At 69.6% G+C, this 24,540-nt stretch carries 28 protein-coding genes; 15 read left to right on the top strand and 13 right to left on the bottom strand.

All coding sequences use genetic code 11. The features are described 5' to 3' along the window. Positions 1–49: 49 nt before the first annotated feature. Positions 50–949 (top strand): glucosyl-3-phosphoglycerate synthase, encoded by a 900-nt coding sequence (locus tag DL990_RS08900; protein WP_125780857.1) that lies wholly within the window; start codon positions 50–52, stop codon positions 947–949. A 120-nt stretch (positions 950–1,069) separates the two neighbouring features. On the opposite strand, the gene cydC is transcribed toward DL990_RS08900, so the two are convergent. Genes cydC through DL990_RS08920 form a run of 4 tightly spaced genes read right to left on the bottom strand, consistent with a single transcriptional unit; the run spans position 1,070 to position 6,399 of the window. After that, a complete protein-coding gene (gene cydC / locus DL990_RS08905) occupies positions 1,070–2,626 on the bottom strand; it encodes a thiol reductant ABC exporter subunit CydC (RefSeq protein ID WP_125798353.1) in 1,557 nt (518 codons plus the stop codon). Then, positions 2,623–4,215 (bottom strand): thiol reductant ABC exporter subunit CydD, encoded by a 1,593-nt coding sequence (gene cydD / locus DL990_RS08910; protein WP_125798354.1) that lies wholly within the window; start codon positions 4,213–4,215, stop codon positions 2,623–2,625. The genes cydC and cydD overlap by 4 nt, the downstream gene beginning before the upstream one ends. 9 nt (positions 4,216–4,224) lie before the next feature. Then, a complete protein-coding gene (locus tag DL990_RS08915) occupies positions 4,225–5,217 on the bottom strand; it encodes a cytochrome d ubiquinol oxidase subunit II (protein WP_125780863.1) in 993 nt (330 codons plus the stop codon). A gap of 3 nt (positions 5,218–5,220) precedes the next feature. After that, the gene (locus DL990_RS08920) at positions 5,221–6,399 is read right to left on the bottom strand and encodes a cytochrome ubiquinol oxidase subunit I (protein WP_125798355.1); all 1,179 of its coding nucleotides are present in this window, start codon (positions 6,397–6,399) and stop codon (positions 5,221–5,223) included. Between the two features lie 140 nt (positions 6,400–6,539). Here DL990_RS08920 and DL990_RS08925 point away from each other — a divergent pair, with 140 nt between their 5' ends. From DL990_RS08925 to DL990_RS08955, 7 genes are read left to right on the top strand one after another with little or no spacing between them, the layout of a single operon-like run. Further along, positions 6,540–6,866 (top strand): helix-turn-helix transcriptional regulator, encoded by a 327-nt coding sequence (locus DL990_RS08925; protein ID WP_016331437.1) that lies wholly within the window; start codon positions 6,540–6,542, stop codon positions 6,864–6,866. Continuing rightward, positions 6,863–7,528: a permease prefix domain 1-containing protein gene (locus DL990_RS08930; RefSeq protein ID WP_125780867.1), complete on the top strand. Its 666-nt coding sequence runs from the start codon at positions 6,863–6,865 to the stop codon at positions 7,526–7,528. Before DL990_RS08925 ends, DL990_RS08930 begins: the two co-directional genes overlap by 4 nt. Continuing rightward, positions 7,525–8,178 carry a permease prefix domain 1-containing protein gene (locus DL990_RS08935; protein WP_125780869.1) on the top strand — a complete coding sequence of 218 codons (654 nt, stop codon included), beginning with the start codon at positions 7,525–7,527 and terminating at the stop codon, positions 8,176–8,178. The genes DL990_RS08930 and DL990_RS08935 overlap by 4 nt, the downstream gene beginning before the upstream one ends. Further along, positions 8,175–8,846, top strand: coding sequence for a permease prefix domain 1-containing protein (locus tag DL990_RS08940; RefSeq protein WP_125780871.1), 672 nt, complete (start codon positions 8,175–8,177; stop codon positions 8,844–8,846). The genes DL990_RS08935 and DL990_RS08940 overlap by 4 nt, the downstream gene beginning before the upstream one ends. Further along, positions 8,843–9,145, top strand: a complete 303-nt coding sequence (locus DL990_RS08945; protein ID WP_125780873.1) for a DivIVA domain-containing protein — start codon at positions 8,843–8,845, stop codon at positions 9,143–9,145. Before DL990_RS08940 ends, DL990_RS08945 begins: the two co-directional genes overlap by 4 nt. After that, entirely contained in the window at positions 9,142–9,591 is a 450-nt protein-coding gene (locus DL990_RS08950) for an SRPBCC family protein (RefSeq protein WP_125798356.1), read from the top strand. The genes DL990_RS08945 and DL990_RS08950 overlap by 4 nt, the downstream gene beginning before the upstream one ends. Next, a complete protein-coding gene (locus DL990_RS08955; protein ID WP_370451277.1) occupies positions 9,584–10,153 on the top strand; it encodes a DNA-3-methyladenine glycosylase I in 570 nt (189 codons plus the stop codon). The genes DL990_RS08950 and DL990_RS08955 overlap by 8 nt, the downstream gene beginning before the upstream one ends. Positions 10,154–10,260: 107 nt before the next feature. Here DL990_RS08955 and DL990_RS08960 read toward each other — a convergent pair whose 3' ends face one another. Both DL990_RS08960 and DL990_RS08965 read right to left on the bottom strand, forming a co-directional pair. After that, on the bottom strand, positions 10,261–10,749 hold the full coding sequence (locus tag DL990_RS08960) for a hypothetical protein (RefSeq protein ID WP_125798358.1): 489 nt from the start codon (positions 10,747–10,749) through the stop codon (positions 10,261–10,263). Positions 10,750–10,858: 109 nt separating this feature from the next. Continuing rightward, entirely contained in the window at positions 10,859–11,653 is a 795-nt protein-coding gene (locus tag DL990_RS08965; RefSeq protein WP_125798359.1) for an enoyl-CoA hydratase-related protein, read from the bottom strand. A gap of 195 nt (positions 11,654–11,848) precedes the next feature. Between DL990_RS08965 and DL990_RS08970 the strand changes: the two genes are divergently transcribed. Next, positions 11,849–12,016, top strand: coding sequence for a DUF3117 domain-containing protein (locus DL990_RS08970; RefSeq protein ID WP_005155393.1), 168 nt, complete (start codon positions 11,849–11,851; stop codon positions 12,014–12,016). 90 nt (positions 12,017–12,106) lie between these two features. Beyond that, positions 12,107–13,570 carry a M17 family metallopeptidase gene (locus DL990_RS08975; protein ID WP_125798360.1) on the top strand — a complete coding sequence of 488 codons (1,464 nt, stop codon included), beginning with the start codon at positions 12,107–12,109 and terminating at the stop codon, positions 13,568–13,570. A gap of 7 nt (positions 13,571–13,577) precedes the next feature. Here the strand turns inward: DL990_RS08975 and DL990_RS08980 are convergent, their stop codons facing one another. After that, positions 13,578–14,189, bottom strand: coding sequence for a phosphatase PAP2 family protein (locus DL990_RS08980; RefSeq protein ID WP_125798361.1), 612 nt, complete (start codon positions 14,187–14,189; stop codon positions 13,578–13,580). A 69-nt stretch (positions 14,190–14,258) separates the two neighbouring features. Beyond that, positions 14,259–15,143: a LysR family transcriptional regulator gene (locus tag DL990_RS08985; protein WP_199746291.1), complete on the bottom strand. Its 885-nt coding sequence runs from the start codon at positions 15,141–15,143 to the stop codon at positions 14,259–14,261. A gap of 78 nt (positions 15,144–15,221) precedes the next feature. Between DL990_RS08985 and DL990_RS08990 the strand changes: the two genes are divergently transcribed. Further along, the gene (locus DL990_RS08990) at positions 15,222–16,472 is read left to right on the top strand and encodes an MFS transporter (protein WP_125798362.1); all 1,251 of its coding nucleotides are present in this window, start codon (positions 15,222–15,224) and stop codon (positions 16,470–16,472) included. Positions 16,473–16,485: 13 nt separating this feature from the next. Here the strand turns inward: DL990_RS08990 and DL990_RS08995 are convergent, their stop codons facing one another. Beyond that, positions 16,486–17,136 carry an O-methyltransferase gene (locus tag DL990_RS08995; RefSeq protein WP_125780889.1) on the bottom strand — a complete coding sequence of 217 codons (651 nt, stop codon included), beginning with the start codon at positions 17,134–17,136 and terminating at the stop codon, positions 16,486–16,488. 199 nt (positions 17,137–17,335) lie between these two features. Here DL990_RS08995 and sigE point away from each other — a divergent pair, with 199 nt between their 5' ends. After that, positions 17,336–17,935, top strand: coding sequence for an RNA polymerase sigma factor SigE (gene sigE, locus DL990_RS09000; protein WP_016331450.1), 600 nt, complete (start codon positions 17,336–17,338; stop codon positions 17,933–17,935). Next, a complete protein-coding gene (locus DL990_RS09005; protein WP_125780891.1) occupies positions 17,932–18,609 on the top strand; it encodes an anti-sigma factor in 678 nt (225 codons plus the stop codon). Before sigE ends, DL990_RS09005 begins: the two co-directional genes overlap by 4 nt. A gap of 9 nt (positions 18,610–18,618) precedes the next feature. On the opposite strand, the gene DL990_RS09010 is transcribed toward DL990_RS09005, so the two are convergent. Further along, positions 18,619–19,275, bottom strand: a complete 657-nt coding sequence (locus DL990_RS09010; RefSeq protein WP_125798363.1) for a hypothetical protein — start codon at positions 19,273–19,275, stop codon at positions 18,619–18,621. Positions 19,276–19,436: 161 nt separating this feature from the next. On the opposite strand from DL990_RS09010, the gene DL990_RS09015 reads away from it, so the two are divergent. Then, the gene (locus tag DL990_RS09015; RefSeq protein ID WP_125798364.1) at positions 19,437–20,978 is read left to right on the top strand and encodes a S1C family serine protease; all 1,542 of its coding nucleotides are present in this window, start codon (positions 19,437–19,439) and stop codon (positions 20,976–20,978) included. A gap of 56 nt (positions 20,979–21,034) precedes the next feature. Further along, positions 21,035–21,466 carry a Sec-independent protein translocase protein TatB gene (gene tatB, locus DL990_RS09020; RefSeq protein WP_125780897.1) on the top strand — a complete coding sequence of 144 codons (432 nt, stop codon included), beginning with the start codon at positions 21,035–21,037 and terminating at the stop codon, positions 21,464–21,466. Positions 21,467–21,538: 72 nt separating this feature from the next. On the opposite strand, the gene DL990_RS09025 is transcribed toward tatB, so the two are convergent. From DL990_RS09025 to DL990_RS09035, 3 genes are read right to left on the bottom strand one after another with little or no spacing between them, the layout of a single operon-like run. After that, positions 21,539–22,684 carry an Mrp/NBP35 family ATP-binding protein gene (locus DL990_RS09025; RefSeq protein WP_125798365.1) on the bottom strand — a complete coding sequence of 382 codons (1,146 nt, stop codon included), beginning with the start codon at positions 22,682–22,684 and terminating at the stop codon, positions 21,539–21,541. 9 nt (positions 22,685–22,693) lie between these two features. Beyond that, a complete protein-coding gene (locus DL990_RS09030; RefSeq protein ID WP_125780901.1) occupies positions 22,694–23,203 on the bottom strand; it encodes a DUF1003 domain-containing protein in 510 nt (169 codons plus the stop codon). Next, the gene (locus DL990_RS09035) at positions 23,196–24,503 is read right to left on the bottom strand and encodes a magnesium transporter MgtE N-terminal domain-containing protein (RefSeq protein ID WP_125780903.1); all 1,308 of its coding nucleotides are present in this window, start codon (positions 24,501–24,503) and stop codon (positions 23,196–23,198) included. Before DL990_RS09035 ends, DL990_RS09030 begins: the two co-directional genes overlap by 8 nt. Between the last annotated feature and the right edge of the window lie 37 nt (positions 24,504–24,540).

Below are 24,540 nucleotides of genomic sequence, written 5' to 3' on the forward strand. Positions count from 1 at the left end.
TTCCTCCATCGACAGGGTGTCGGACTCCAGCATGGCACGATCACTACTCATGAGTTGGTTCGAGCGGCGCACCTGGCAGAACCCCGATTGGACGCTCGACGACATCGTCGCTGCGAAGGGTGACCGGACGGTTTCGGTCGTGCTACCGGCGCTCGACGAAGAGGACACCGTCGCCGAGGTCGTCGGCACGGTCCGGCCCATGCTGGGCACTATCGTCGACGAGCTGGTGGTGATGGACTCCGGGTCCACCGACGCCACCGCCGAGCTCGCCGCACGCGCAGGCGCGCGGGTGGTGCACCGCGAGGACGTGCTCCCCGACCTGCCGCCGGTGCCGGGCAAGGGCGAGGTGCTGTGGCGGTCGCTGGCCGCGACGACCGGTGACGTCGTCGTGTTCCTCGACTCCGACCTCGTCGACCCGGATCCGGCGTTCGTGCCCACGCTGCTCGGACCGCTGCTCTGCGAGGACGGCGTCCACCTGGTCAAGGGGTTCTACCGGCGGCCGCTGCGGCTGGAGAGCAGCGGCGGCGGCCGGGTCACCGAACTGCTGGCAAGACCGGTCCTTTCGGCGCTGCGCCCGTCGCTCTCCGGACTCATCCAGCCCTTGGGTGGCGAGTACGCCGCGACGCGGGAGTTCCTCGAGTCAGTGCCCTTCGCGGCCGGGTACGGCGTCGAGATCGGGCTCATTCTCGACGCCGAAGCGCGCTACGGCCTTGAAGGGCTCGCGCAGGTCAACCTCGGCGTACGCAAGCATCGCAACCGTTCGCTGCTTCAGCTGGGTGTGATGGCACGCCAGATCCTCGGGACGGCGCTCGCGCGCTGCGGCATCAAGTCCGACGACCCGGCCCAGCTCACCCAGTTCGCGCAACTAGGTGACGAATGGCTGCCGGAGGTGGCCGAGGTGTCGGTGAGTGACCGGCCGCCGATGCGCGACGTGCGCCGCCTCTCGTGAGTGTTTCGGGTCGTTAGGACGAACCACCTACGCGTGGCGTGCGGCTTTGCTCGCGCCGCCGTTGTGGCTGGTGATGCTGCTGGTACCTGAAACACCCTTGGCCACAACGACCCAGAACACTCACGAGCCCAGCCGCACGACTTCGTCGAACCCGGCCACCTGCGACTCACGATGCGTCACCAGGACGACGGTGCCGCGTGCGGCCGCGAGCACGTCCGCCAGGACGGCGTCGCCGTGCTCCGGGTCCAGCCCTTCGACGGGCTCGTCCAGCACGAGCACCGGCGGCGCGGCCAGCACCGCCCGCGCGAGCACGAGCCGCTGACGCTGTCCACCTGACAGCGTGTCGCCGTCGAAGCCGACTTCGCGGTCCAGCGGCAGATCGAAACCAGCCGTCGCGCATGCGGAGAGCAGCTCTGAATCAGCAGCGCCGGGCTTCGCGAGCAGCAGGTTCTCCCGGACCGTCGTGTGGAAGACGTGCGCGTCCGCGAGCGCGCCGGAGACCACCGTGGGCAGCAGTGCCGGGTCGTACTCGTCGAGCGCCCTTCCGTTCAGAACGGCACGTCCGGACGTCGGCGCCACGGAACCCAGCAGCACGTTCAGCAACGTCGTCTTCCCCGCCCCGCTCGGCCCGACGATGCCGACCCGTTTGCCCGGCGGCAGGTCGAGGTCGACGCCGTCCAGCGCGGGGGCCCTGCCCTCGAAACGAACGCCGACCCCTTCGAGCCGCAGGTGCCCCGGTTCCGGCACCGCGCTCCCGCGCGCGGGCGGCGGTTCGGTCAGCAGTGCGCGCACCCGCCCGGCCGACGCGCGGACCTCGACCCAGCGCTGGGCGGCCGCGGTCAACGGGAGGACCAGCTCGAACACGGCCAGTGCGCCCAAGGCCAAGGCAGCCGTCTGCGGCCGGGAAACCCCGGCGGTCAGCGCGATCGTGACGCAGGTCAGCAGCTGGACGAGGATCCCGGCCGCGGTCAGCAGGCTCGTGCGGTTGGCAGTCGCCCGGTCCCTCGAAGCGAGGGAGTCGACAGCGGTGTGCGCGGCGTCCACAGTGGACTCATGCACACCGTAGGCGATCAGCTCACGTCGCCCGGTGATCAGCTCGACCGATCGTTCGGCGAGGTCGGCGCGCGCCGGGGCGCTCTTCTCCGCGGCCGCGCGGGTGATCCGCACGCACAGCCACGGCAACCCGATCCCCGCCACGGCGAGCCCGAGCGCCAGGACGAGCCCGGCCGCCGGGCTGACGATCAGCGCGATCGCGGTCGACACCGAGCCCACGAACGCGGCGACCCCGGCGGGCAGCAGGCACCGCAGGATGGCGTCCTGCACGGCGTCCACATCGGACACGAGCCGCGTGACGAGATCACCACCGGAATGCCGGGAGACCCGGTGCGGCAGTAACGACGTGTACACGCGGGTCCGCAGGGCGCCGAGATAACGCAGGACGACCTCGTGTCCGGCGAGCCGTTCCGCGTACCGCAATCCGCCACGCGCCAGGGCCAGCGTCCGGACGGCCACGATCGCGACCGTGAGCGACGCCAGCGGCGGTTGTTCGGCCGCCTTCAGCAGCAACCACGCGGCGGTCGCCATCAACGCCAGCCCGGCCAGTTCGGCTCCGGCGCCGATCAGCCCGGCACGGACCAGCCGCACGGCGTCCCTTGTGGACACACCCCAGACGTTCACACCAGTTCCCGTTCTCTCAGTGTTCGATCTTCAGCTCCGCCTACTGCTCTTACGGCGCCGTCGTGGACTTCGAGGACGCGGGTGGCCAGTGCGGCCATCGCGGGCCGGTGGGCCACGAGCACCGCGGTCCGGCCGGTGAGCAGTTCGCGGGTCGCGCCGAGCACGGCCGCCTCGGTTTCCGCGTCGAGCCTGGCGGTCGGTTCGTCGAGCAGCGCGAGCCCGGCCTCCGTGCGGGCCAGCGCCCTGGCGAGGCCGAGCCGTTGCCGCTGCCCGGCCGAAAGCGGCGCGCCGAGCTCGCCGATCCGCGTCCGGTAGCCGTCGGGCAGGCCACGAACGACCTCGTCGAACGCCGCCGCACGAGCCGCGGCCTGGACGTCCGGCACCTGGCCCATGGCGATGTTCTCCTCGACGGTCCCGGTGAACAACGTCGGCCGCTGCGGCACCCACGCCGTCCCGGTCCGCCACCGCGCCGGATCCAGTTCGCGCAGGTCGACGCCGTCGACGAGGACCCTGCCGGAGGTCGGCGTGACGAAACCCAGCAAGACCGCCAGCAGCGTGCTCTTCCCGGAACCACTGGGCCCGACGAGCGCGACGTGCTCACCCGGCTCGATCGTCATGTCCACTTCGGACAGTACGGTCTCGTCGCCGTACGCGACGCTCACTTTCTCCAGCACGATCCGCGGCGCACCGCGGCCTGCCACCCGCGAACCACCGGTGACGTCCTCCGTGCGGACGGCCAGCGCCTCCCGCAGCGTGGCGAGCCCTTCCGCGCTGGCGTGGAACTTCGCCCCGGCCGCCCGCAGCGGCAGGTAGGCCTCCGGGGCGAGCAGCAGCACCAGCACCGCGGTGTGCACGACCATGCCGCCTTCCAGCAGCCGGAAACCGATCGGCACCGCGACCAGCGCCACCGAAAGCGTCGCCACCAGTTCCAGTACCAGCGCGGACAGGAAGGCGACGCGCAGCGTGCGCATCGTCGCGTCCGTATGCGCGTCCGCCATCGCCCGCACCGTCTTCGCCTGCGCCTCGGCGCGGCCGAACACCTTGAGCGTGCCGAGTCCGCGCACGACGTCGAGGAAATGCCCGCCCAGCTTGGAAAGCAGCGACCACTGCTTGGCGGTCTTCGCCTTCGTGTGCTGTCCGACCAAGATCGCGAACACCGGGATCAGCGGAAGCGTCGCGAGGATGATCAGCGCCGACGAAAGGTCCGCGGCGAACAGCCGGACGAGCACCGCGACCGGCACGATCGCCGACAGCACCACCGTCGGCAGATAGCCGGTCAGGTAGGCGTCGCCCGCGTCGATTCCCTTGGTCACCAGTGTCGCGACCTCGCCGGGGTTCTCCGCCTCCGCGCCGAGAAGCCGTTTGCGCAGCCCGGCCTTGACCGTCGCCGCGAACCGGCCGCCGAAGGAGCCCTGTACGCCCGCGAGCAGCGCCCGTACCGCGATGGCGGCCACGAGCGTCCAGGTCACACCGCCGCCGGTGAGCAGCGTCGCGAGGCCGTCCGCCTGGACGAGGATCGCCGCGGCGGTCAGCGTTCCGAGGACGGCCAGTACGCCGAAATGGCGTCGCAATCCGGGAAGGGGAGGCATCTGGGGCTCCTAGAAGTGCAGCAGCGAACGCTGGTCGACGCGGTCGTCGTTCCGGCGCCAGGTCACCCATTGCACGGCGGCGATCGCCAGCAGCGCGGGCGGCAGAACGACGGTGAGCAGGCCGAGTATCTCGGTGCTGCTGGCCGCTTCCGTGAGGCTCAGCGAGAACCCGCCGTCCACAGAGGACACCAGTGCCTCCGGCAGGCGCGCCGTGCCGACGGCCAGCACCGGCGACGCGGACAGGGTCATCGTGGCGATCAGCGCTGTCTTGTGCCGCCCCGCGCGCAAAGCCGCGTACGCGACGCCCAAGGCTCCGAAGGCCAGCACGATCGCGGGTAGCACGGTCCACGACGCGGCGGTCTCGAAGGCACCCCAGGCGACCGCCACGACCAGGAACGCGAGCGCCGGCGCGAGCAGCGCCTTGGCGATCCGGTTCGCGCGGGCGGTGAACTCCGCGGGTGCCCGCACGGCGAGGAAAGCCGCCCCCTGCAAGGCGAACAGCGCGACGAACCCCGCACCCCAGAGCAGCGCGTACGGGCTGAACACCGCGAGGACGCCGCCGGTCGGTTTCCCGGCCGCGTCGAGCGGGAGCCCGAGGACGAGGTTGCCGAGGAATACGCCCCACGACACCGCCGTCACCCACGCGCCGACGGTGATCGCCAGCGTCCAGGCGCCGCGGCCCGCGTCCGGCCGCCTGCTGCGCAACTGCACCGCCGCGGTGAACGTGACCAGCCCGAGCAGCAGGGTGACCACCGGGAGATACGCCCCGGCGAACACTTTTCCTTCCAGATGCGGGAAAGCGCCGAACAGGACGCCGACCGCGGCCACCAGCCACACCTCGTTGGCCAGGAAGAACGGGCCGAAGGCGCCGAGCACGCGCCGTCGCCCGGCCTCGTCACGGCCGATCCTGCCGAGCAACATCCCGACGCCGTAGTCGTAGCCTGCCAGCGCGAAGTAGCCCGCGGTCAGGAAACCGAGCACACACCACCAGAGGATCACCATCGGTCAGACTCCGCTCAGGACGGGAAGTTCGGCGCGAGGCGTGGCTGCCTCTTCGACGGGTTCCGGGCCGCGTTTCGCGACCCGCGACATCAGCACCCAGTCGGCGATCGCCAGCACCAGGAACAACAGCGTGAAAGCGATGAAGGAGAACAGGATCTGGCCCGCCGGGATCGACGCGACGGAGACGGCGGTGGTCAGCTGCCCGCGGATCAGCCACGGCTGACGGCCGATCTCCCGCACCAGCCAGCCGAGGATCGCCGCGACGAACGGCAGCGGGATGGCCAGCACCATCACGTACAGCAGCGGCCGCACTTTGGTGATCCAGTTCCGGAACAGCAGCAGCGTGCCGAGGATCGACGCCAGGAAGGCGATGAACCCGATCTGGATCATGAAGCCCAGCGAGACGCCGACGAGGGGATCCGCCCCTTCCAGCTTGCCGGGGTGGTACTCCCCGAGCGGGCCGAACTGGGCGAAGCCGAAGCCGATCACCAGCGTGCTGCCGATGAGCGAGGTGAGCACGCCGATCCGCATCGAGCGCCGGAAGAACTCGATCTCCGTGGTGCGCTTGATGAAGTGGTACGCGCAGACGCCGACCACGAAGAAGCCGCCGGTCATCAGCGCCGCGCTCAGCACGTGCGGCAGCGAGGACACGAGTGCGGGGTTGGTGAACAGCGCGCCGAAGTCGTCGAGTTTCAGCACGCCGTTCTCGGCGTGCGTGCCGACCGGGTTCTGCAGGAACGAGTTGGCCACCATGATGAACAGCGCCGAGGCGTACGCGGTCAGCGTGACCAGCCAGATCAGCGTCAGGTGGACCCATTTGTTCAGCCGCCCCCAGCCGAAGATCCACAGCCCGAGGAAGGTCGATTCGGCGAAGAACGCCACCAGCGTCTCGATGGCCAGTGGTGCGCCGAAGACGTCGCCCGCGACCGCGGACAGGCCGGTCCAGGTGAGTCCGAACTGGAATTCCATCACGATTCCGGTGACGATTCCCAGCGCGTAATTGATCACGTAAAGCTTGCCCCAGAAGCGAGTCATCCGCGTGAGTTCCGGCTTGCCGCCGAACGCGGAGCGTGTCTGCATCACCGCGACGAGTGTCACGAGCCCCAGTGTGAGCAGCACGAACAGGAAGTGGAACGAGGTCGTCGTCGCGAACTGGAGTCTCGCGATCGGGAGTGCGTCCATGGCGATGCACTGTATACGTAGGCTGGCTACATGTAGCCACTAAATCTATGAAATCGGGGTGATCTCGGGGACATTCCCTGAGGCCTGTCCGGGAAAGTCCCGGCTACCCTGGTATGCGGCGATGTGTAGACTGTCTATTTATGAAGGCCGACAGCCTGCGCGGGCACCTCGACGCGTTGCTCCTCGCCGTCCTCGACGGCCGGAAGCTGCACGGGTACGCCATCATCGAGGCGCTCCAGCTCCGCAGTGACGGCGCGCTCGACCTGCCGACGGGCACCGTCTACCCGGCGCTTCGCCGGTTGGAGCGCGCCGGATACCTCGCCAGCGAATGGGATGTCGTATCCGGCCGCAAACGTCGTACGTACAAGCTCACCCGCTCCGGGCAGAAGGCCTTGGCGGCGGAACGAGCGGAGTGGCAGGAGTTCACCACCGTGATCGGTGGTGTCCTCGGGGGGAGCACGGCATGAGCGCGATCGACGGCTACATCGGCGACCTGGACAGGCGGTTGCACGGGCCGGCGGGAGCGAAGACCGATCTGCTCACCGAGGCGAGGGACGGTCTGGTCGACGCGGCCGAGGCGTATCGAGAAGGCGGTGTCGACGAGGCGGAAGCGGAACGCCGTGCCGTCGCCGACTTCGGTCCGGCCGCCGTGATCGCCCGTGAGTACCAGGCCGAGCTGGCGTTGCGCGCCGACATCGGCACGTTGTGGAAGGTCATCGTCGGTGTGCCGCTGATCCAGGTGACCTGGGAGCTGGCGCGGATCTGGACCTATGGCGACTGGAGCCGTTCGGGGAAGCCGAATCCGGAGTGGTACACGGCCGTCATCGAAGTCTTCGGCGTCCTGGTCCTCGTTCCGGCCGTGATCGGAGCGGTTTCGCTTTTCGGGGCCCGGCGGCTGGGACGCAGGCTCGACAGCGTGAGCCTGGGGAAGGTGACGCGGTGGACGGTGGGTGCCGCGGCGAGCACGAACCTGCTGGCGCTGCTGCTGCTCACCGTGAGCACCACGGTCCTCGATCCGTCGCGGATGAACGTGAGCCTCGTGTGCAACATGGTGGCGCTCGGCTGGGTGGCCTTCAGTTTCTGGCTGCTCGCGCCCGCCTTCCGGACCCGGCAAGTGCTCGCCGCATGAACGCGATCGAGGCCTACATCGGCGATCTCGACGCCCGCCTGCGCGGGCCGTCGGCGGCGAAGGCCGACCTGCTCACCGAGGCGAGGGACGGTCTGGTCGACGCGGCCGACGCCTACCTCGCGGGTGGTGTCGACGAGGCGGAAGCCGAACGCCGTGCCGTCGCCGATTTCGGCCCGGCCGAGCTGATCGCGCGTGACTATCAAGCGGAACTGGGGCTGCGGCGCGACATCCGCGTGCTGTGGGAGCTGATCGCCGGTGTCCCGCTCCTGATCCTCGCCTGGGATCTGGCGCGGGCCTTCGCCGACTGGTCGCGGCTCGGTGCTTCGCCTTCCTGGTACCACCGTGCTATCGGTGTGGCCGACACACTGGCGGCGCTGTCCCCGGCCGTCGCGGTCGCCGGGCTGCTCGCGGCACGACTGCTCTCGCGGCGGACGGCCGGTCCGCCGGTCGCCCGCGCGGTTTCGTGGACGCTGGCCGCGGCCGTGGGGCTGAACCTCGTCGCGGTCGTGACGTACGGCGGAGCGACCGGACTTCTGGAGCCGGCCCGCATGCTCGTCAGCGTGCCGTGCGCGGTGCTGTCCGGAACCTGGATCCTGTTCAGCATGCGGCTCACGGTCGCCGCGAGGAACTTCGGGAGAACCACGGCATGACGGTGATCGAGGCCTATGTCGGTGAGTTGCGCGCCCGGCTGGACGGCCCGGCGTCGGCGAAGCGGGATCTGCTGCGCGAGGCGCGGGACGGGCTCAACGACGCGGCGGACGCGTACCGCGACGGCGGCTGGAGCGAGCACGACGCGCAGCGGCGCGCCGTCGCCGACTTCGGCCCGGTGCACCTGATCGCCCGCGACTATCAGGCCGAACTGGGCATGCACAGCGGCACCCGCACCCTCTGGAAACTGATCCTCGGCGTGCCGCTGATGCAGCTCGCCTGGGAGTTCGCCCGCAAGTGGACCTTCGGCGAATGGTCGCAGCTCGCGCCGACGCCGGGTTGGTACAAGTACATCGCCCAATTCACCCACGGTTCGGTCTTCATCGTGCCGGTGCTGGGGGTGATCGCCCTCGTCTCCATGCGCTGGCTGTCCCGGCGGATGGACAGTGCCCGGCTGGTCAAGACCGCCGGCGTGCTGATCGGCGAGGCGGTCGGGCTGAACCTGCTTTCGGTGGGGCTGCTGGTGATCGCGACCGGCGTCATCGACGCGTCGAGGCTGTTCCTGTCCGTGCCGTGCGGGCTGCTGATGATCCTCTGGGTGGTGGTCAGCGTGCGACTCGCGTTGCTGGCGCGACGATCGTGGCGTTCGTGTGCCACGATCGTGGCGTGACGACCGCCCTGATCTATCTCGTAGTCATGCTGCTGGTGGCCGCCGTGGTGTTTCTGCTGGCCGCCGTGGTGTTCGGCCGGGGTGAGGAGCTGGCCCCGCTGCCGCCCGGCAGCTCGCCGACCAGGCTGCCCGCCGAGGACATCACCGCCGAGGACGTCCACGCCGTCCGCTACCAGATGGTGCTGCGCGGCTACAAGATGTCCGAAGTGGACTGGGTGATGCGACGGCTCGGCGTCGAGATCGAGGACCTGCGGGCCAAGGTGGCCGAACTGCAGGCCGAGCGCGAGGGTGCCAGGTGACGGATGTCGTCGTCTCCGTCGACGTCGCGGTACCGGCCGGGACGGCTTGGCTCGCGCTGACCGACTGGGAACGCCAGGGCGAATGGATGCTCGGCACCGAGGTCAAGGTCGTCGAGGGCAACGGGCGCAGTGTGGGTTCGAAGCTGTCGGCCTTCACCGGCGTCGCCGGCGTCGGGGTCACCGACACCATGGAGATCACCAGCTGGGAACCGCCGCTGCGCTGCGTCGTGCGGCATACCGGCAAGATCGTGCAGGGCACCGGGGTCTTCCAGGTGATCGAGAAGGGGCCGCATTCGTCGACGTTCGTCTGGGCGGAGCATCTGCGGCCGCCGTTCGGCGTCGTCGGACGGCTCGGCTGGCCGGTCGCGAAACCGGGTTTCGAACTGGGACTGCGGTTGTGCCTGCAGAGATTCGTGAAGTATGCGGAGGGGTACAGGGTTGGCTGAGGCGGGTCTGCTGGGCGCGGACGGGATCAAGCGGTGTTCGTGGGGCAACTCGGCACCGGACTACGCCGAGTATCACGACACCGAGTGGGGCGTCCCGCTCCACGGCGACGAAGAGCTGTACGAGCGGCTGTGCCTGGAGTCGTTCCAGTCCGGGCTTTCGTGGATCACGATCCTGCGGAAACGGGAGTCGTTCCGGAAGGCGTTCAAGCGGTTCAAGCCGAAGAAGGTCGCGGCCTTCACCGACGACGACGTCGCTCGTCTCATGGAAGACGCGTCGATCGTGCGGAACCGGGCCAAGATCCTGGCGGCGATCAACAACGCACGGGCGATCTCGGAACTGGACGGTTCGCTGGACGACCTGCTGTGGTCGTTCGCGCCTTCCTCGCGTACCCGGCCGCGGCGGATGGCGGACGTCCCGGCGATCACCGACGAGTCGAAGGCGATGGCGAAGGAACTCAAGAAGCGCGGCTTCGTGTTTCTCGGGCCGACGACCTGTTACGCGCTGATGCAGGCGACAGGGATGGTCGACGACCACGTGAAGGACTGCTTCCGGGCCACTTAGTGAGAAGAAGGTCGAACGTGTCGTGTTCGTGGTGGCCCGGGTCGGTCGTGAGTGGCGTTTCGGGTTAGAACCCGAAACGCCACTCACGACCCCCGGCACCACACCCCTCAATAGATCGTGCGGGCGTAGAGGTCTTCGGCCAGTCTTTTCAGTTTGCGGTAGCTGCCGTTGAGCTCGATCCGGTGGCAATTCCGCAGTTCGATCACGCAGTTCGTGGTGGCCGCGACGGGAATCAGGCCAGCCCAGAGGGAACGGGTCTCGTACTCGACCGAGCGGACTTCGGGCCAGGTGATCGCGAACAGGACTTTGCGTCCGTGGACGTCGGCGAAACCGCCGTCGAAGACGTAAAGACCTCCGTCGAGGCGCCTCCGTGTGGAGATGCACCAACACAGGAAGAGCGGCGTCCACACGAACAGCACTACGGCCAGCGCGCCGGTCGTATCACCTTCGCGGATCCCGAGCGCGAGAGCGCCCGCTAGTGGCGCGAAGGCGAAGAAGGTCCCGATGGCGCCCGGCCTGCGGCGGTAGCGGCGGAGACAGTCACCGAGGTCGCGCTCGGCGGCTGTCGCCTTGAGGTGGGGCGGGGTCGGGATCACTCCCGGACGCTAGCCGCGGTGGTTCGGTACCGGTCCCGGGAGCGCTATGAAGGACGCTTTCATTGCAAAATTTGCTATGAAAGCGTCCTTCATTGCACGTCGCGAGGGGTTACTTGCCCTGGAAGTCCGGCTTGCGCTTGCCGACGAACGCCTCGACGGCCTCCGTGTGGTCGGCCGTCGCGCCGAGCGCGGTCTGGGCCTCGTCCTCCGCCGCCAGCGCGGTTTCGAGAGACGACTCCGCGGCGACGGACAGCACGTTCTTGATCTTCGCGTACGCGACCGTCGGACCGGCCGCGAGCTTCGCGGCGACCTTCTGCGCGCGGGCGGCCAGTTCCTCGTCCGGAACGACTTCGCCGACCAGCCCCAGCGTCAGCGCTTCGGCGGACTCGACCGTACGCGCCAGCAGCATCAGCTCGGCCGCGCGGCCGAGGCCGATCAGCCGCTGCAGCGTCCACGACGCGCCCGAGTCCGGGCCGAGGCCGACGTTCGCGAACGCCATCAGGAAGTTCGCCGACGTCGCGGCGATCCGAAGGTCGCTCGCGTAGGCGAAGGCCGCACCCGCGCCGGCGGCGGGGCCGTTCACCGCGGCGATGACCGGCTTCGGCATCCCGACGATGGTCTTGACGATCGGGTTGTAGTGCTCCTTGACCGTGTGTAGCGGCGCCGGGTCACCCGCCTGCAGCAGCCCGACGTGCTCCTTCAGGTCCTGCCCGGCGCAGAACGCCTTGCCCGAACCGGTCAGCACGACCGCACGGACACTGTCGTCGGCCGCGGCCTCGGTCAGGCCCGCCAGCAGCAGTTCCTTGAGTTCGACGGTCAGCGAGTTGTACGCCTGCGGCCGGTTCAGCGTGAAGGTGCGCACGCCATCGGCGTCGGCGGTCAGCAGAACGTCGGATGTGGTCACGGGATCTCCTAGTCGGCGAAACTGCGGTCAGAGAAGAGTCTTTCAGCCTCGCGAGCCGCATACCAGCACCGATACGGCGGCAAAAGATCGGTCCGCGTTCGCGCCCGGCCGCTGATGAGGGACAATGGACAGTAGACCCGGCTGGCTTTGACGAGCGCGACCCGGGCGCGCCGGTTGAGACGGAGGGAGCACGCTATGGCGGCCATGAAGCCCCGGACCGGAGATGGTCCCCTCGAAGTGACTAAGGAGGGGCGGGGCCTCGTGATGCGCGTACCACTCGAAGGTGGTGGGCGCCTCGTCGTCGAACTCTCCGCGGAAGAAGCGAAGGATCTCGGCGCGGCCTTGCAGGAGGTCACCGGCTGAGCCGGACCGCACCAACGTTCAACCACCCGCACCCCGGTCTCCCTTCGGAGGCCGGGGTCGCGGTTCATCTGCGCCCGGAGGTCGCTCACTGTGCGTAACCCGCTACCCCCCGTTCCGGGGAAGCTGCTCGAACTCGAGGTCTCGGATGACCTACGGCGCGGTACGCCGCTGGCCACGTTGATCGCCGCCCCGTCCGAAGAGGACGGTGACGCCGGACTCGCGGAGATCGGCGGCGTGCGGCCCACCGGCAAGGCCGGCGACGTGCAGACCGTGCCGACCGGCGGCATCCGTTGGCTGGCGGGCGTCGGAGACGGTGAGCCGAGGCAGTACCGCAAGGCCGGTGCCGCGCTGGTCCGCGTCGTCACGTCGGTGCTGGAGGACGACGTCAAGGCGGGGCAGAAGGCGTTCCGCGCCTTCGCCGTCGAACTGCCAGAGGACGCGGGCGCCGAGCACATCGAGGAGCTCGCGTTCGGGCTGCTGCTCGGTGGTTACCGGTTCACCGTGACGGCCGACGAGCCGAAGCCGAGCCTGCGGACCGTGCGTTTGATCACACGTCACGAGGGCGCCGCCGGCGCGTTGGAGCGGATAAGCGAACTCGCCGCGGCCGCCGCGTTCGCGCGCGACCTGGCGAACACGCCCTCGAACGTCAAGACCCCCGCCTGGCTCGCCGACACGGCCGTCCGGGCCGCGGGCGGCATCCCGAACCTGACCGTGACGGCCAGGGACGAGAAGTGGCTGGCGGAGCAGGGCTTCGGCGGCGTCCTCGCCGTCGGCGGCGGCTCGGCCGCGCTGCTGCGGCTGATCGAGCTGGAGTACCGGCCGCGCGGGGCGACGACGCATCTGCTGCTGGTCGGCAAGGGCATCACCTTCGACACCGGCGGCCTTTCGATCAAACCGGCCGACGGCATGCACCTCATGCGCACCGACATGGCCGGCGGAGCGGCGATCATCGCCGCGGTCCGAGCGATCGCCGCGCTGCGCCTGCCGGTCAAGGTGACCGGGCTGGTGCCCGCCGCCGAAAACCACGTTTCCGGTTCGTCGTACCGCCCCGGCGACATCGTCCGGCACTACGGCGGCAAGACGACCGAGGTGGGCAACACCGACGCCGAGGGCCGCATGGTCCTGGCCGACGCGCTCGTCTACGGCATCAAGAAGCACAAACCGGACGCGGTGATCGACGCGGCGACGCTGACCGGCGCCATGAAGGTCTCGCTCGGCGTCCGCACCGGAGGCGTCTTCGCCACCGAGGACGTGCTCGCGGAGCGGGTCACGAAGGCGGGCGAGCGAGTCGGCGAGGCGTGGTGGCGGATGCCGCTGCTGGAAGACCTCGCCGAGTCCGTGCAGGGTTCGCTCGGTGACGTCCGGCAGGCGCCCGGCGGTCCCGGCGGCATCGTCGCGGCGTTGTTCCTGCGGGAGTTCGTCGGCGACGTGCCGTGGGCGCATCTCGACATCGCCGGACCCGCGCGGGCCGACAAGACCTACGCCGACGTCGTCCCGGGAGCCACCGGTTTCGCGGCGCGGACGCTGGTCGAACTGGTCGCGTCCTACGCCTGACCTGCGGTTACCTGCGGGGCGGTAGCAAGGGACCTTTGCTATCGCCTCGCGGGCGCACCCTGGGCATGGGCTGCGTCGGCGCGTCTCCGGCGTGCGCGGTGAGACGGCGGGCGATCCTGGTCGCCGGGCCTTTCAGGTACCGGAACACGAGCCACGCCGTCACAGAGCCGAGGACGAGTCCGGCGAGCACGTCGTGCGGGTAATGCGCGCCGACGAAGACCCGTGAGAAGCCCATCAGCAGAGCACCCGGGAGCACCCACGGCACGAGCCGTCGCCAGGCCAGTGCCAGCCCGACGGCGGCCGCTGCGGCAATCGTGGAGTGGTTGCTCGGGAAGGACCAGTCGCCGGTCGGCGGGCATTCGACGAGTGTGACGAGGCCCCGGCAGGGCCGGTCCTCCTGGATCACGCTCTTGATCCCTTCGCTGATCAGGTACGCGACCGCGGTCCCGGCGGGCGGCAGCAACGCCACGGCCAGCCGGACGGGCGAGGTGCGGGCCCGCCACGACATCCAGGCGAAGAGCGCTGCGAAGGCGAGCAATCCTGCTTCGGTGAACAGGATTCCTGCCGCCTGAAGCCAGCTCGGGCTCGCGCCCGCCAACTCCACGATGTCGTCGTACATTCACCCGAAGTTAGCGAAAATGCTTCCCTGCCGGGATGGACGAACGGCAATGACCGACCCTGACGATCGTCACCGATGCTGCGCGCGGACCCGCTCACGGAACCGCAACACGGCGGGCGGCAGCACCACGTCGCGACGCCAAGCCAGCCCGATGGTCCGCCCGACCGGCGGCACCAGCGGGACTTCCGCGACGCCCGCCGGGCTGCCGGGTTCGAACCGGGGGAGCAGCGCGACGCCTAGCCCGGCCGCGACCAGGCCGCGGACGGTGTCGGACTCCTGTCCCTCGAAAGCGATCTTCGGCGCGAAGCCGGCCGCGGCGCACAGGTCGTCGGTGATGGTGCGGAGGCCGTAGCCGGTTTCGAGGAGGACGAATTCCTCGTCCTTGAGGTCTTCGATGGCGGCGTTGGGCCGGTCGGCGAGGCGGTGCGATGTCGGAACGGAGAGGAAGATCTCCTGTTCGGCGAGCACGGCGGTGTCGAGCAGCGGGTCGTCCACGGGGGCGGGCGCGAGCAGCGCGAGGTCGAGTTCGCCGCTGGTCAGCCTGTCGACCATGTCCTGACGTGAGCCCTGGACCAGCGTGAACCGGACTTCCGGATGGTCCGCGCGGTAGCCGCGGAGCAACGTGGGGACCAGCGACCTGCCGAGCAGGTGCAGGAAGCCGAGGACGACGTGCCCTGATTCGGGGTCGACCTCTTCGCGGGCTTGACGGACTCCGGCGTCGACAGCGGCGAGTGCGCGTTCGGCGGCGTCGGCCAGCAACTCGGCGGCACGGGTGAGCCGGATGCCTCGGCCGTCGGGGACCGTCAGTGGCGCGCCGAGGGCCTCGCCGAGCGCCGAGATCCGGCGGCTTACCGTGGGCTGCGGGACACCGAGCAGTTCGGCCGCGCGTGTGACGTTCGTCGTGCGGCGCAGTGCGGTGAGCAACGCGAGCTGGGGGGCTAGCTGGGCGGTCATCCTTTCATTCAGCACGGTATCGATTGTGGCAGATGACCGTATTAGACGTATCGTTTAGCCAGGCTTAGCTTCGGGATCGTGCCTGCCACCGGAACCACCCGCCGCGTCACGATCGCCGTCGCCGCGGCCGGGATCTCGTCGTTCGCGCTGCTCTACGCGCCACAGCCGGTGCTGCCGCAGCTCGCCGAGCAGTACCACCTCGATCCCGGTGGTGCCTCGCTCGCGGTGAGTGTCGCGACCGGCGCGCTCGCGATCGCCGTACTGCCGATCGCGGCGCTCTCCGAGGTCGTGGGACGGCGTCCGGTGATCATCGCTTCGGTGGTCGCGTCGGTGGTGTTCGGCTTCCTGCTGCCGCTGGCGCCCAGCTACCCGGCGCTGCTCGTGCTGCGGGCGTTGCAAGGGGTCGCCATCGCGGGGTTCCCCGGAGTGGCCGCCGCCTATCTCGCGGAACGGCTCGGGAAGGCCGGGCTCGCGGCCGCGGTGGGCGCGATGATCGCCGGGAACACCGTCGGCGGCATGATCGGCAGACTCGCGGCCGGGTTCACCGCCGGGCCGTTCGGCTATCACGGCGCGCTGCTCGTCGTCGCGGGTATCGGCCTGGTCTGCACGGTGGTCACGGTGCTGGCCCTGCCGCCGGGGGAGCAAGGGACCTTTGCTCTCACTTCGACGGATCGGCGCAGGTCAGAGCGGCTGCGCGAGCAGGGCCGGGCGGTGCTGGCCGGGCTCGGCGCCGCGGTCCGGAAGCCGGTCCTGCTGGTCCAGTACGCGGTCGCGCTGCTGGCGATGGGCTCGTTCGTCGCGCTGTACAACGCCGCCGGATTCCGCTTGACCGGCGAGCCGCTGAACCTCTCTCCTGCGATCGCGTCGCTCGTCTTCCTCGCCTACGCGATGGGCTCGGTCTCGTCGGCGACCGCGGGCAAACTCGTCGGCCGGTTCGGCCGTCGCGGGGCGCTCGTCGGCGCCCTGCTGCTCACGATCGCGGGCGCCACGCTGACGCTGTCCGACTCGCTGCCGATGGTCGTCGCCGGTTTCGTGGTGCTGACCGGCGCGTTCTTCGCCGCGCACGCCGTCGCCAACGGCTGGGCCGCGGCGGAGGCGCCCGAGAACGCCCGGGGCCAGGTCGGCGGGCTCTACACGCTTTCGTATTACCTGGGCAGCAGCATCGGCGGCGCCGTCGGCGCGACCGTCTACGGCCATGCGGGGTGGACCTGGCTGATCGTGCTCACCGCCGCCTGGCTGGCCATCGCCGCGGTGGCCGTGGTCGCGGTGGTCCCCAAGTCCGTGAAGGCCTCCGTGAAGGCCTTCACGGAACAGGCGCTGAGGCGATAGCAAAGGTCCCTTGCTACGCGATCGCGGCGACCAGCAGCCCGCCGCCCACCGGCAGCAGCGCCGGAACCAGCCGCTCGTCCTCCCGGAAGGCCCGCGCGACCTCGCGCAGCGCCAGGGTGTCCGGATCGCGTCGTGAGGGATCGGTCACCCTCGTCCCCGAGACGTTGTGGAACGCCAGTATCCCGCCGGGCCGGAGCAACGCGACGGCCTGCTCGTAGCAACTCGGGTACTCGATCGGCGCCGAATCGACGAACACCAGGTCGTAGCCGCCGGGGGTGAGCCGGGGGAGGACCTCGAGCGCGCGCCCCAGGATCAGCCGGGTCCGCCCCGGCGGGTAACCGGCCTCGCGGAACGCCGCCCTCGCCGCCCGGTGGTACTCGGGCTCGATGTCGATCGAGGTGAGGATCCCGTCGTCGACCATGCCGCGGAGCAGGCACAACCCGCTAACCCCGGCCCCGGTCCCGACCTCCACCACGGCCTTCGCCCGCAGCGTCGTGGCGAGAAAACGCAGAGTCGCACCCGCGCCCGCACTCAGCGGACCGCACCCCAGATCGGCCGACCGCGCCCGCGCGGTGGCCAGAACCTCGTCGTCGGGGGCGTACCCGTCGACGAGGTCGGCGTCGGCGGCCTCGGCAGGCGAGCCCGCATGCGTCCCGGAATTCACACGCGGAGGTTAGCGCTGCCTATCGCCAAAAGAGCGAAGACTCCCTGGTACCGACTTCTCAGCCTCCTCTCAGTCCAGTCTCACTAGAAACATAAGCAGGCCGGACAGACTGGTCCTCGACAACGGGAACACCGTGCTCATCGCCCGCGTTGGGTGGAGTAGTTGGGAGAAGACGCTGATGGAGGTGCCTACTTCCCCGATGCAGGAAACGATGCAGGACCAGCACGCGGACCAGGTCACGCCGGTGACGGTGGACGAGGCCGCATGGACGCCGCCCTCGTGGGACGAGGTCGTGCGTGAGCACGCTGACCGCGTGTACCGGCTGGCATACCGCCTGACCGGTAACGCCCACGACGCCGAAGACCTGACGCAGGAGACCTTCATCCGGGTCTTCCGCTCCCTCGCGTCCTACAAGCCCGGCACGTTCGAGGGCTGGCTGCACCGCATCACCACGAACCTCTTCCTCGACATGGCCCGCCGCCGCTCGCGCGTGCGGATGGAAGGCCTCCCCGAGGACACCGACCGCATCGTCGGCGACGACCCGAGCCCGGAGCAGGTCTACTCGGACACCCATCTCGACCCGGACCTGCAGGCCGCGCTCGACGAGTTGCCGCCCGAGTTCCGCGCCGCGGTCGTGCTGTGCGACGTCGAAGGCCTCTCGTACGAGGAGATCGGCGCCACCCTCGGTGTCAAGCTCGGCACCGTGCGCAGCCGGATCCACCGCGGCCGCCAGGCGCTTCGCGCTTCTTTGGAGCGTCGTCGCGCCGCGGCGCAGGAGTCTGCGAAGGTGGGGGTATGACCGCACCGCGAGGTTGGGGGCTCCCCGAGTCGCATCTTCTTCCGGACGCCATCGTCGCCTTCGTGGACGGCGAGCTGTCCCTCGGCGCCCAGGACAGGGCTTCGGCGCACCTCGCCCGCTGCCAGGCGTGCGCGGCCGAGGTCTCCGCGCAGCGCCAGGCCGTCAACGCCGTGAAGCAGGCGGGAGCCCCGTCGATGTCGGCGGGTTTCCTGGCCAGCCTGTGCTCCATCCCACAGAACACCGAACTTCCCGGCACGCCGGACAACCTGGCGATGACGGCCGACGGCCAGCTGGTGGCCATCCAGCGGCCCGACAGGGTCGCCGGCCTTCGTGACACCGGAGTGCTGGGCGGGACCACCCCGTTGGGATCATCGGCGCCGCTGGGCCAGTCGCCGAACGTCCTCGGCGGCGGACGTTTCGGCGTCGCCCGGCGGAAGTACGCGCAAGGCGCCGGCGTCGTCGTTTCGGGGCTGGTGCTGAGCGCCCTCGCCCTCGTCGCGACCTCGGGTGACGGCAGCGAAGAACAGCCGAACACCGGCTTCACCCCGCCGCAGGGGGTCAACGCCGGTCTGCTGCCCGCGCAGCTGGGCGGCGGCACCCAACCGGAACCGCCGCGCAGCCCCGCGCCGAGCCCGAGCACGTCGAGCGCGCCCATGCCCGTCTCGGCCCGCTGATCTGCTTCGTCAGGGTTTGACGAAGCAGATCGTCGCGCTCTTGAACTGCGAAGTCCCGTAGCTGGCGTAGGAGATGACCTCCGCGGTGCCTTCCGCGCACGGACTGTTCACCACGCTCATCTTCGGGAAGACCTCACTGATCCTCAGCCGCGCCGAGCCACAGTCCTTCAGAGGCGGCGGCGTCTTGGTCTCGATGTCGTCGAAGCACAACCCGACCTTGGCGTTGATCGCCAGGCACAGGGCGACGCCGTCGCCGCGTACCGGCCTCGGGACGGCGTACTTGTAGAAACCGTCCTTGCAGTTCCAGTCGCCCTTGTCGACGCCGGTGAGGCTCACCGCGTAGGGCGCTTGCGGTGAATCGCACGGCGTCTTGACCGCGTCGGCCTCCTTGCCGGATCCGGTCAGTACCACGCAATCGCCTTCGGTGAGGGCTTTGGCCTGCTTCTCCGGCCCGGCAGCCGCCTTCATCACGAAGATGAAGCCGATCCCGCCCGCGTCCACGACGAGCGCGGCGACGAGCAGCAGCACTTTCACCTTGGTGGACAAGCCCTTCTTCTTGGGCGGCTGCTGCGGCCAGCCCTGGTGCTGCGGCCACTGCTGCTGCGGCCATTGCTGCTGCTGAGGGACGTTCTGGGGCGGAAAAGGAGCCCCCGGGTTCTCCGACATGCCCGTTAGACTGCCAGACGTGAGACATGGTTGCCTCAAGTGTCACACTTCTTGGCCGATCCGGGGAATCAACGCGCACTTCACCGTGGTCACGGCAGAATCCAGGACGAGGCTTGGCGTACTCTCGCGTCCGGCCAACCTGATCTCAGCCCCGGGGAATGATGACCGAGCAGCCGAACGCGAATCCGCAGCAGCCTGGTGAACCGGCGCGGGATCGGCTGGCGCCGCGCCCGCTGGCCAGGCCCGCCGTCGATCCGGCGCAGGCGGCCACGTTCGGCAGGCCGCGTGGCGTCGACGGCGCCTTCGACAAGCTGTACCAGCCCGGCACGAACGGGCAGGCCGCGCCGGGTCTGAACCTGGCACCCCCGACGCCGGAATCGCTCGCCGAGGCCTTCCGCCGCCCGCCGGGTGCCGAAGGTGTCGTGCTCGAGCGGCCGCAGGGGACCAACGGCTCCGAGTCGTCCGTGAACGGTTCGGAAGCTCCGCTCTGGACCACGACCTCGGACCCGTGGCGCGACCCCGGCTCCGGTGCGGTGCTCGCCGGACCGGCCGTCCAGCAGGACTCGGATGAGGAGAAGGACGCGAAGCGCCCGCAAGGTGCGCTGCTGAGCCTTCCGGAGGTCCTCTTCGGGCGCCGCGTGCAGACCAAGGCGCTCGCGATGCTCGCCGCCGTCGCGCTGGTCATCGGCGCCGCCGGCGGGCTGATCGGCTGGTGGTTCGCCGACACCGGCAGCGAACTGACCGGCCAGGCCAGCATCTCCGAAGCCGACGCGGCCAAGGAACGTCCGGCGGGTTCGATCGCGGACATCGCCCACCGGGTGGCGCCCGCCGTGGTGTCGCTCGAGGTGTTCAAGCCGGGCGCGGACGCAGGCCAGCAGGGTTCCGGCGTCGTCATCGACACCCAGGGCTATGTGCTCACGAACGAGCACGTGATCTCCGCCGCGACGGCCGACTCGGCCACCAAGGTCACCGCCGTGTTCTTCGACGGCAGGCGCGTCGAGGCGAAGGTCGTCGGCTCCGATCCCAAAACGGATCTGGCCGTGGTCAAGGTCGACGTCGACAACCTGACCGCGTTGCAGGTCGGGAAGTCGTCCGACCTCGCCGTCGGCGACTCGGTGATCGCCGTCGGTTCGCCGCTGGCGCTGCAGAACTCGGTCACCGCCGGCATCGTGAGCGCGCTCAACCGCCCGGTCACCGCCGGCGGCGACGGCGGCAGCGCGCCGGTGATCTACGAGGCCATCCAGACCGACGCCGCGATCAACCACGGCAACTCGGGCGGCGCGCTCGTCGACGCGACCGGCGCGCTGGTCGGGATCAACTCCGCGATCCGCTCGTCCAGCGCCGAAGGCGGCAGCATCGGCATCGGATTCGCCATCCCGAGCGACTACGCGGTGAAGATCGCGAAAACACTGATCAAGGACGGCAAGGTCGTCCACCCCGACATCGGCATCAACGCTTCGTCCACCGTCGCGGGCTCAAGCACCATGGGCGCGCAGGTCCGCAATGTGGCCCCGGGCGGCCCGGCCGCCTCGGCCGGGATCAAGGAAGGCGACGTCATCACCGAAGTCGGCGGACGGCTCGTGCGCGACTCGGCGGAACTGCTCGTCGCGGTCCGCGCGCGCGAAGTCGGCGAAGTGGTCCCTGTCCGCCTTGTCCGGGATGGGTCTTCGCTTGTGGTGGACGTGAAACTGGCCTCGGACTAGCGAGTTCGGCCGGGGTACCCTGAACGGGGAAGACGCCGAGGCGGAGGTTCACACGGGTGTTCGAGAGTGTCGGCTGGGGCGAGATCCTCATCATCGTCGTCGCGGGTCTTTTCATCCTCGGTCCGGAACGGCTGCCCGAAGCGGCGGCCTGGATGGCGAAGAGTGTCCGCAAGGTCCGGGATTTCGCGACCGGGGCCAAGACGCAACTGCGCGAGGAAATGGGCCCGGAGTTCGATCAGCTGCGCAAGCCGCTGGAGGACCTGCGGGGCCTGCGGAACTTCGACCCGAAGCGGGTCGTCACCCAGCACCTGTTCGACGGTGACACGGATCCGCTGGGGCTCAACAACGTCAACGGCACCAATGGTGCCGCCAATGGGACCAACGGTGCCAACGGGGCTGCGAAGCCCAACGGTTACCCGGCGACGGCTTCGCAGCCGGAGCCGCTGAAGCCGGGGGAGCGCCCGCCGGTCGACCCCGACGCCACCTGACCAACCCGCAATTCGTCACCTACTTGCGATGGATGAACACCGCAAGTAGGTGACTAATGGCGAAGAGGGTGGTCAGCGCCCCGCAGGGGTGACGTTCAGCATCATCCCGGCCAGCCCGCGCGCCCGGACGGTCAGCTTCTTCGCCGCCTCCTTGAGCACGAGCGACGCCGGCGCGTCCGGTTCGGCCAGCACGATCGGTGTGCCCGCGTCGCCGAAGGTGACCACGCGCGGGTCCATCGGGATCTGCCCCAGCAGCGGCACGGTCGAGCCGACCGACTTCGACAGCGAGTCGGCGACGGACTGCCCGCCGCCGGCCCCGAAGATCTCCATCCGCTGGCCGTCGGGCGTTTCGAGCCACGACATGTTCTCGATGACCCCGGCCACCCGCTGCCGCGTCTGCAACGCGATCGCGCCCGCGCGCTCGGCCACCTCGGCGGCCGCCTGCTGCGGGGTGGTGACGACCAGGATCTCCGCGTTCGGGATGAGCTGCGCCACCGAGATCGCGATGTCGCCGGTGCCCGGCGGCAGGTCCAGCAGCAGGATGTCGAGGTCGCCCCAGAACACGTCGGCGAGGAACTGCTGCAGCGCGCGGTGCAGCATCGGTCCGCGCCACACGACGGGCTGGTTGCCCGGGGTGAACATGCCGATCGAGATGACCTTCACGCCGTGCGCCTGCGGCGGCATGATCATGGTGTCGACCTTGGTCGGCTTCTCGTGCGTGCCGAGCATCCGCGGCACCGAGTGCCCGTAGATGTCCGCGTCCACCACGCCGACGGAAAGCCCGCGCTCGGCCATCGCGGCCGCGAGGTTCACCGTCACCGAGGACTTGCCGACGCCGCCCTTGCCGGACGCGACGCAGTAGACCCGCGTCATCGAACCCGGCTGCGCGAACGGGATCACCGGTTCCGTGGCGTCGCCGCGCAGCGATTTTCGCAGTTCCGTACGTTGCTCGTCGTTCATGACGTCGAGCTCGACCTTGACGTCGCTGACGCCGGGGAGCTTCGCGACGGCGTCGGTCGTGTCCTTGGTCAGCGTCGCCTTCAACGGGCAGCCCGCGACCGTCAGGTAGATCCCGACGGTGACCACACCGTCCGAGCCCACCTCCACGCCCTTGACCATGCCGAGGTCGGTGATCGGCTTCTTGATCTCAGGGTCGTACACGGCCTTCAGCGCGGTGCGGACATCGTCGACGCTGGGGAGTTGCTGCGTACTGGTCACCCCACCATGTTACGTACCGGTAGCGGCGCGGTCGGGTTTGGCCTTGCGCGGCTTGGCATCAAGATCTTCACGGAGCCGGTCGAGTTCGCCCCGCAGGAAGTCCCGGGTGGCGACCTCGCCGAGCGCGATCCGCAGCGACGCCAGCTCCCGGGCGAGGTATTCGGTGTCCGCCTTGGTCTGTTCGGCGCGGTTCCGGTCTTCCTCCAGCGAGACGCGGTCGCGGTCGTCCTGGCGGTTCTGCGCCAGCAGGATGAGCGGCGCGGCGTAGGCGGCCTGGGTCGAGAACGCCAGGTTCAGCAGGATGAACGGATACGGGTCCCAGCGCAGGGAGACCGCGACCAGGTTCAGCACGATCCAGACGATGACGGTCAGCGTCTGCCAGAACAGGTACTTGCCGGTGCCGAGGAACCGCGCGACCCGTTCGGTGAGCCTGCCGAAGGTGTCCGGATCCAGGTTCAGCCGGAACCGGCCTTGGCCACGGGGCTGGTCGAGCCGTCGCCCGGAGGTCAGTTCAGGCACGTTCGGCCTCCTCGCTCTCTTCGGCGATCTCGCCGGTGATGTCGTGCAGCCCGGTCTCGCGCCAGTCCTCCGGCAGCAGGTGGTCGAGCACGTCGTCGACGGTGACCGCGCCGAGCAGGTGGTGCTCGGCGTCCACCACCGGCCCACAGGTGAGGTTGTAGGCGGCGAAGTATCGGGTGACCTCGGACAAGGTCGCGTTCGGCCGTAGCGCGGGCAACTGGGTGTCGACGGCGCTCGCCACCATCTCGGCGGGTGGTTCGCGCAGCAGCCGCTGGAAGTGGACGACACCGACGAAGCGGCCCGTCGGCGTCTCAGTCGGCGGGCGGCTGACGAACACCATGCTCGCCAGCGCCACCGGGAGGTCGGCGTTGCGGATGTGCGCGAGCGCTTCCGCGACGGTGGCGTCCGGCGTCAGCACCACCGGTTCGGGGGTCATCAGCCCGCCCGCGGTGTCGGACGAGTACTCCAGCAGCCGTTTCACCGGCGCCGATTCCTCGGGTTCCATGAGTTCCAGGAACCGGTTCTGGTCGGCGGGTGCCAGTTCGGCCAGCAGGTCGGCGGCGTCGTCGGGGTTCATCGCTTCGAGGATGTCGGCGGCCCGTTCCTCGGCGAGGTAGGACATCAATTCCTTCTGATCGTCCTCGGGAAGTTCCTCGATGAGGTCGGCGAGGTGCTCGTCGTCCATCGCGTCGGCGACCTCGTGCCGCCGTTTCAGCGGCAGATCACGGACCGTGGCGGCGATGTCCGCCGCGCGCATGGTGTCGAACAGCATCAACAGTTGAGCGGCGCCCTGGGTCTGGCCGGTCAGGTCGGTGAGCCCCAGCCCGGACACCTCCGACCACGGCAGGACCTGCATCGGCGCGCGCCGCCTGCCGAGGCCGAGTCTGCTCGACCGTTCGCGGATCGCGAGTTTCGCGAGCACCCAGTCGCGCGTTCGCGTCGGCTCCATGCCGGCGTCGACGACGGTGACGCGGGTTTGCGAGCCCGCGAGCGTCGCGTACGCGTCGAACAGCTGCCCGACCACCAGCACCTCGTTGGGCCGCTGATGGAATCGCCGCATGTTCACCGATCCGGTGGCGAGCGTGACCGCGCTTGGCTCGATCGAGGTCACGCGCAACATCGGCACGAACACCCGGCGCCTGGTCGTCAGTTCGACCACGATGCCCAGGATCCGCGGCGGCTGCTGATCGAGGCGCAGGCCCGCCACCACGTCCCGCACCTTGCCGATCGATTCGCCATCGGGTCCGAAAACCGGCAAACCGGCCAGCTGAGCTGCGAATACCCTGTTCACGGCTGCCATGCCCGAAGGTTATCGGCTCCCGGGGCGGGAGACGATT

Origin of the sequence: Amycolatopsis sp. WAC 01416, assembly GCF_003947485.1 — a bacterium.
Taxonomy (GTDB): domain Bacteria; phylum Actinomycetota; class Actinomycetes; order Mycobacteriales; family Pseudonocardiaceae; genus Amycolatopsis.